Annotated in this window: 7 protein-coding genes; 2 read left to right on the top strand and 5 right to left on the bottom strand. The window is 60.8% G+C overall.

Features of this window, described 5'->3' with window-relative positions; genetic code table 11:
• Window positions 1-755 precede the first annotated feature (755 nt).
• Window positions 756-1,520: an SDR family oxidoreductase gene (locus tag QMX91_RS27620; RefSeq protein ID WP_027613536.1), complete on the top strand. Its 765-nt coding sequence runs from the start codon at window positions 756-758 to the stop codon at window positions 1,518-1,520.
• Window positions 1,521-1,694: 174 nt separating this feature from the next.
• Window positions 1,695-2,600 (top strand): cation diffusion facilitator family transporter, encoded by a 906-nt coding sequence (locus QMX91_RS27615; protein ID WP_135294848.1) that lies wholly within the window; start codon window positions 1,695-1,697, stop codon window positions 2,598-2,600.
• Between the two features lie 122 nt (window positions 2,601-2,722).
• On the opposite strand, the gene QMX91_RS27610 is transcribed toward QMX91_RS27615, so the two are convergent.
• The 5 genes from QMX91_RS27610 to ureE all read right to left on the bottom strand — a co-directional run bounded on the left by QMX91_RS27610 (window position 2,723) and on the right by ureE (window position 6,447).
• Entirely contained in the window at window positions 2,723-3,856 is a 1,134-nt protein-coding gene (locus tag QMX91_RS27610; RefSeq protein WP_282413681.1) for an AGE family epimerase/isomerase, read from the bottom strand.
• Window positions 3,857-4,037: 181 nt separating this feature from the next.
• Window positions 4,038-4,610 carry a HupE/UreJ family protein gene (locus QMX91_RS27605; protein WP_098966964.1) on the bottom strand — a complete coding sequence of 191 codons (573 nt, stop codon included), beginning with the start codon at window positions 4,608-4,610 and terminating at the stop codon, window positions 4,038-4,040.
• 27 nt (window positions 4,611-4,637) lie between these two features.
• Window positions 4,638-5,252 carry an urease accessory protein UreG gene (gene ureG, locus QMX91_RS27600; protein ID WP_098966966.1) on the bottom strand — a complete coding sequence of 205 codons (615 nt, stop codon included), beginning with the start codon at window positions 5,250-5,252 and terminating at the stop codon, window positions 4,638-4,640.
• Between the two features lie 23 nt (window positions 5,253-5,275).
• Window positions 5,276-5,950, bottom strand: a complete 675-nt coding sequence (locus QMX91_RS27595; protein ID WP_027613540.1) for an urease accessory protein UreF — start codon at window positions 5,948-5,950, stop codon at window positions 5,276-5,278.
• Window positions 5,947-6,447: an urease accessory protein UreE gene (ureE, locus tag QMX91_RS27590; RefSeq protein ID WP_003221180.1), complete on the bottom strand. Its 501-nt coding sequence runs from the start codon at window positions 6,445-6,447 to the stop codon at window positions 5,947-5,949. Before ureE ends, QMX91_RS27595 begins: the two co-directional genes overlap by 4 nt.
• Window positions 6,448-6,696 lie beyond the last annotated feature (249 nt).

Genomic DNA, 6,696 nt, shown 5'->3' with positions numbered 1-6,696 from the left:
CGCGAAGAGGGTGTGTCAGATAACGCCGTGTTTTATGACACATCCTCTTCGCGAGCAAGCCCGCTCCCACAGTTGATCTGCGCCAGATTTCAGAATTGTGGAAAACAAATTCCCATAGCTGCCAAAGCGCGACATATAGACGCTGCAAATGGCTGTTTTTCCACAGTTTTGACTTGTCCCCGTTTACTGTGGAGCTGGCTGTGAATAACGTGGGAGTAGCTGGCTGAAGCCCTTTTGTTCCGTGGCTTGCAGGCTGGTGATCGCTTTTTGATCAGGCGTTTTTGCTGGAGCTGAAGACGCTGTTGTCAACCTTTTTCTAGGCTGCGCTGTGGCGACAATCCGATGTGAACAAGCCTGTGGATAAGTCTGTGACTAAACTCTGGAAAGACTCCGCTGAGGGCCGTAATTACTGGCCTCGCGCAATCACTGCACTGACCGTCCGGTCGTGCAAAATGCCATCTCCGGCACATCAGCCGCTTCAGGGTCAAGCAAAAAACTTTCTGTTTCCCGCGCAAAGCCTTGTATGGCGCGGCTTTGCGCGGTTCTACTTGCCCCCGGAAACTGTGGAAGGGACTGTGGATAACGTGCGTGCACATGGCTACAGGCCACGGCAGGTATGGCGTAGCGACGGTTGATCAAAATTTGATCGGAAGTTGTCCCGGTGCGGGTGTTGCTCGTAAATGCCGGGCCGGGCATGCTGGCTGCTGATTTTCTATTCCAATGGCCGCGCTGGCGGCCGACGCAAGGAGAACACGATGTCCAACACCCTGTTTATTACCGGCGCAACCTCCGGTTTTGGTGAAGCCTGTGCCCGTCGTTTCGCCGAGGCTGGCTGGAAACTGGTGTTGACCGGCCGTCGTGCAGAACGTCTCGACGCGCTGTGCGCCGAGTTGTCGAAGCAGACTGAAGTGCATGGCCTGGTGCTCGACGTGCGTGACCGCAAGGCGATGGAAGAGGCAATTGCCAATCTGCCGCCGTCGTTCGCCAAGCTGCGTGGCCTGATCAACAACGCCGGGCTGGCGCTGGGCGTCGATCCGGCGCCCAAATGCGACCTCGACGACTGGGACACTATGGTCGACACCAACGTCAAAGGCCTGATGTACAGCACTCGTCTGCTGCTGCCGCGTTTGATCGCTCACGGCCGTGGCGCCGGTATCGTCAACCTCGGCTCCATCGCCGGCAACTACCCGTACCCGGGCAGCCACGTGTATGGCGCGACCAAGGCGTTCGTTAAGCAATTCTCGCTGAACCTGCGCTGCGACCTGCAGGGCACCGGCGTGCGCGTCAGCAACATCGAGCCGGGTCTGTGCGAAAGCGAGTTCTCGCTGGTGCGCTTTGCCGGTGACCAGGAACGCTACAACGCCACTTACGCCGGTGCCGAGCCGATCCAGCCGCAGGACATCGCCGAGACCATCTTCTGGGTGCTCAACGCCCCGGCGCACATCAACATCAACAGCCTGGAACTGATGCCGGTGAGTCAGACCTGGGCGGGGTTTGCGATTGAGCGTAACAAGGCCTGACACCGCGTTGAGGCCATTCGCGAGCAAGCTCGCTCCCACATTTGATCGCGGTCTCATGTGGGAGCGAGCTTGCTCGCGAAGGGGCCGTCACAGGCAATAAATACCGATAAGGTAAACTCTCCTCGCAACAACCCCACCGCACCCTGCGGTTTTCAAGGTTTTCGAGGAGTTAAAGTGAGTAACCGAGGTGAGCAGTCACTGCTCAAACAATCGACCATCCTGATGTTCGCGGTGTCGATTGCCGGGATCGTCACCGGTTTTGTTTCAGGTTCGCAATCCATCCTTTTCGATGGTTTTTTCTCGCTGATCGCAACGTTCATCAAAGTGCTGATGCTGATCACCGCCCGGCTGATCGCCAAAGAGAGCAATCACCGCTTCCAGTTCGGTTTCTGGCATCTGGAGCCGATGGTGCTGCTGATCGAAGGCAGCTTCCTGCTGTTGATCGCGATCTATGCGTTTCTCAACGGTGTGTTCGGCATCATCAACGGTGGCCGCGAGATCGAGCTGGGGCTGGTGATCATTTATGCGGCGGTGTTCACCGTCGTCGAATTCGCCTATTTCTTCTACGTGCGTCGGCGCAATCGCAAGCTCAAGTCCAGCCTGATCCAGTTCGACAACATCAGCTGGCTGGTGGACGCGATGCTCTCGGTCGGCCTGTTGATCAGTTTTCTCGCCGCGTTGCTGCTCAAGGCCCAGGGCTTTGACGAGTGGGCGAAGTTTGTCGACCCGCTGATCCTGATCGTGCTGGCGCTGACCATGTTGCCACCGGCGTTCAAAATCCTCGGCCCGGCACTGCGTGATGTACTGGGTATTGCCCCGGACACCCTGGATGATCAGGTGCGTCAGGTCATGGAAGCGGCGAAGGTCGAGCATGGTTTCGATGATTACGTGACCTACGTGCAGAAGCACGGGCGGGCGCGGTTTATCGAGATTCATGTGGTGTTGCCGGCGGATTATGCGCTGAGCAGCGTAGGTCAGCTGGATGTGTTGCGGGAGGAAATCTCGGCGCAGCTCGGCGAGCCGGATGCGGCACGCTGGTTGACGATCAGCTTTACCGGTGACAAGAAGTGGATTGCCTAGAGACCGTGTAACGGCTATTCGCGAGCAAGCCCGCTCCCACAGGGATCCAGGCTGTTCACAGATTATGTGTTCGCCGAAATTCCCCTGTGGGAGCGGGCTTGCTCGCGAAAGCTATTTTTCAATCAACGCAGATATTCAGCCAGCCCGCTGTAGCACGTCGCCAGGTGATAAGGCGTCGTCGAAGGCATGTCCTTGCGGCTGACCTCTCCCAGCTCATCTCGGCATTCATGCCACCCGCCCGCATGCAGAAACCGCTGCTGCAGCGCCTGCAACTGGCGCAGCACGGTGCCTTCGCTGTCCGGGCGCAAGGTCAGGGCGCGCAGGTATTCCGCCTGAGCCCAGATGCGCTGAGTCGAATCTTTCGGGCGACCGTCCAGTTCCAGATCGAGCATCGCCCGCACCGCCCCTGAAGGCTGTTCAACACCGAATTGCTCGGTGAAAGCGAATGCCCGGTCCAGCGCTGCATGCAGTTTCGAACCGCGCAGCAGGGCTGAAGATTCAAGCAGGAAATACCACTCGAACTGATGCCCCGGTTCGTACCAGTTATCCACAGCCCCCAGTGGTTTTTCCATCAACACGCCATGTTGCGGGTCGACGAACTGCTTGTGCATGGCTGTGCATAACTCGAGCAGCGCTTGCTGCGTCGCCGCGTCTTCGCGCACGGCGAGGGTGGCGAGAAATGCTTCGGCCAAGTGCATCAGCGGGTTTTGCAGTGGCCCGGTTTGCAGGGTTATCCAGTCGCGGTCCAGACAGGCTTCGTACAGGCCATCACCGGTGGCGAAGCGCCGACCGATGATTTCCAGTGCGGCGTTCAGCGTGGATTCCACCAGCGGCTCCCGGGACTTGGCCCAGTAATGGGCGCAGGCGAACAGGATGAAAGCGTGGGTGTAGAGGTCTTTGCGCTGATCCAGCGGCTTGCCTTGCGCGTCGATGCTGTAGAACCAGCCGCCGTGCTCGGCATCGTGGAAATGCCGTTGCAGCGAGCGGAACAGCGCGGCGGCGCGCGCCTCGGCGTTATCCACAACCCCGATCAGGCTGGAAAACAGGTACAGCTGCCGTGCGCAGGCCATCGCCCGATAGCGTTGCGGTGGCAAAGGTTGATGCGCCGCGTCGAGTGCCTCGTAGGGCAGCGCCATGTCGGCGTTCCAGCCCGGGCCTTGCCAAAGCGGCACGATCACGTTCAGAAAGTGCTGTTGCACGTTGCTGAACAGGGCGGTCAATTCGGGCAGGGAGGTGGAGCGGCAAGCATGGGGCATTGGCGGACGTCGTCACGGCTGGGGCGATTGCGCGACATGGTAGCAGAGCGACGGCCTGATGAGACGCGGTGTCTGTCAGTCCGCCTTCGCGAGCAAGCCCGCTCCCACAGGTTTTGTGTACACCGCAAATCCAGGGTGGGAGCGGGCTTGCTCGCGAAGAGGCCGGTTCAGGCGATAAGGATCAGCCGGCCAGCAACCATGCACCGGTCACCGCCGAAGCAGCCCCCGCCACTCGCACCAATGGTGCAGCAGCCTGAGGCAACACGCGCACCAGGCCATAACCCGCCGCATGCAGCGCTGCAGTCGCCGCGACGAAACCGGCGGCATACGCCCAAGGGCTGCTCATGTCCGGCAGTTCCAGGCCATGCGCCACACCATGGAACAGCGCAAACAACGCCGTCGCCGCCACCGCCATCACCAGCGGTGGACGCACCGCCAGTGCCACCGCCAGACCCAGCGCCAGCACCGAAGCGGCGATCCCGCTTTCCAGCGCCGGCAACTCCAGCCCTTCAAAACCGAGCATGCCGCCGATCAGCATGGTGCCGACGAATGTGCAGGGCAGCGCCCAGCGTGCCGCGCCTTGCTGCTGCGCGGCCCACAGGCCGACTGCAACCATCGCCAGCAAGTGGTCGAGGCCGCCGATCGGGTGGCTGATGCCGGCGATCAAGCCGCTGTCGCCGTGGCCCGGGTGGGCGAAGGCGAGTGCCGGGGTCAGCAGCAGCGCCACGGCGCCGAGAATGCGTTTGAGTGTCATGGATAAGCTTCCTTGTTGGTCATTGAATCAGGCGGCGTTCAGCAGGCCCTGGCGCTCGATGAAGGCGATGATGTCTTCCAGGCCCTGGCCGGTTTTCTGGTTGCTGAAGACGAATGGCTTGCCGTTGCGCATGCGCTGGGTGTCGCTATCCATCATTTCCAGCGAGGCACCTACCAGCGGCGCCAGGTCGATTTTGTTGATCACCAGCAGGTCGGACTTGCAGATCCCCGGGCCGCCCTTGCGCGGCAGCTTGTCGCCGGCGGAGACGTCGATCACGTAAATGGTCAGGTCTGACAGCTCCGGGCTGAAGGTTGCCGACAGGTTGTCGCCACCGGATTCCACCAGAATCAGGTCCAGCCCCGGAAAGCGCCGGTTCAGTTGATCGACGGCTTCGAGGTTGATCGAAGCGTCTTCGCGGATCGCCGTGTGCGGGCAGCCACCGGTTTCCACGCCGATGATCCGCTCCGGTGCCAGCGCTTCGTTGCGCACCAGAAAGTCGGCGTCTTCGCGGGTGTAGATGTCGTTGGTAACGACGGCCAGGTTGTAGCGATCGCGCAACGCCAGGCACAGGGCCAGGGTCAATGCAGTCTTGCCGGAACCGACCGGGCCGCCGATGCCGACGCGCAGGGGTTGTGTGTTCATGTGCTTCTCCAAGATGACAGGCCCTAAGAGCGAAACAGACGGCTGTATTGGCGCTCATGCGCCATGCACGCCAGAGACAGGCCGAATGCGGCGCTGCCGATGTGTTCGGGATTGATGCGGGTGGCGTCCTGCTGCGCCTGTTGCAGCAACGGCAACAGTTCGCTGGTCAGGCGCTGGGCGGCTTGCTGGCCCAGCGGCAGGGTTTTCATCAGTACCGCGAGCTGGTTTTCCAGCCAGCTCCATAGCCACGCAGCGAGGGCGTCCTGTGGGCTGATCTGCCAGGCGCGGGCAGCGAGTGCCCAGCCAAGGGCCAGGTGCGGTTCAGCGCATTGCTCAAGAAAGCTGCGGGCCGGCGCGTCGAGTTCCGGCAAACCGTTGAGCAATTGCTGCAGCGAGTAGCCCATCTGCCGGCTCTCCAGATGCAACTCACGGGTCTCGCGACTGGCACGGTGGGTTTCGCAGAGATGCAGCAACTCGGGCCAGTTTTCTTCGGCCGCGGCCTGACAATGAGCCAGCAGCAGCGGCGCCTCGAAACGGGCGAGGTTGAGCAGTAGTTGATCGCTGATCCAGCGGCGGGCGCTGTCCGGGTTGTTCACGCGGCCGTTATCCACCGCCATTTCCAGGCCTTGCGAATAGCTGTAGCCGCCAATCGGCAATTGCGGACTGGCCAGGCGCAACAGCGCCCAGGCCGGGTTCACAGACGGACGCCGAACTGATGGAGTTTGGGCGCGTAGTTGAAATCTTCGTCGCCATGCCGCGAATGGTGATGGCCGCCGCCGTAGGCACCGTGTTCCGGTTGGAACGGTGCTTCTATCGCCTCGACCTGGGCGCCGAGCTGTTCGAGCATGGCCTTGAGCACGTAATCATCGAGCAGACGCAGCCAGCCATCGCCGACTTGCAAGGCGACGTGGCGGTTACCGAGGTGATAGGCGGCGCGGGTCAGTTCGAAGGCATTGGCGCAGGTGACGTGCAGCAGTTGCTCGGGGCGGGCGCAGACGCGAACGATGCGGCCGTCCTCGGCCTGCAGGCATTCGCCGTCATATAACGGTGCCTGACCGCGCTCCAGAAACAACCCGACGTCTTCGCCATCGGCACTGAAACAGCGCAGACGGCTTTTGCTCCGCGCTTCGAAGGTCAGGTGCAACTCGGCGGACCAGACAGGTTGAGGGTCGATTCTGCGATGAATCACCAGCATCGGAAAGCTTCCAGCAGTGGACTTGTAGGAGGGCTAGAGCAAGGGGCTTGCCAACCGGACGAGATGTAGGAAATCCCTGTCGGAGCGTAGAGGATGTTTCAAGATGTTGCAGAATTTTGGAAGGTTTTGGTGCGTGAAGATTTTTACATGCACCAAATGTGAGCTTTGACACATAACCAATGTGGGAGCGGGCTTGCTCGCGAAAGCGGTGCATCAGTCAACAATGAAGTGACTGACCCACCGCTTTCG

This window comes from Pseudomonas sp. PS01299 (genome assembly GCF_029960145.1).
Taxonomy (GTDB): domain Bacteria; phylum Pseudomonadota; class Gammaproteobacteria; order Pseudomonadales; family Pseudomonadaceae; genus Aquipseudomonas; species Aquipseudomonas putida_A.
Note: the sequence above shows the minus strand (reverse complement) of the source record. Positions and strands in the feature narration are given on the sequence as shown.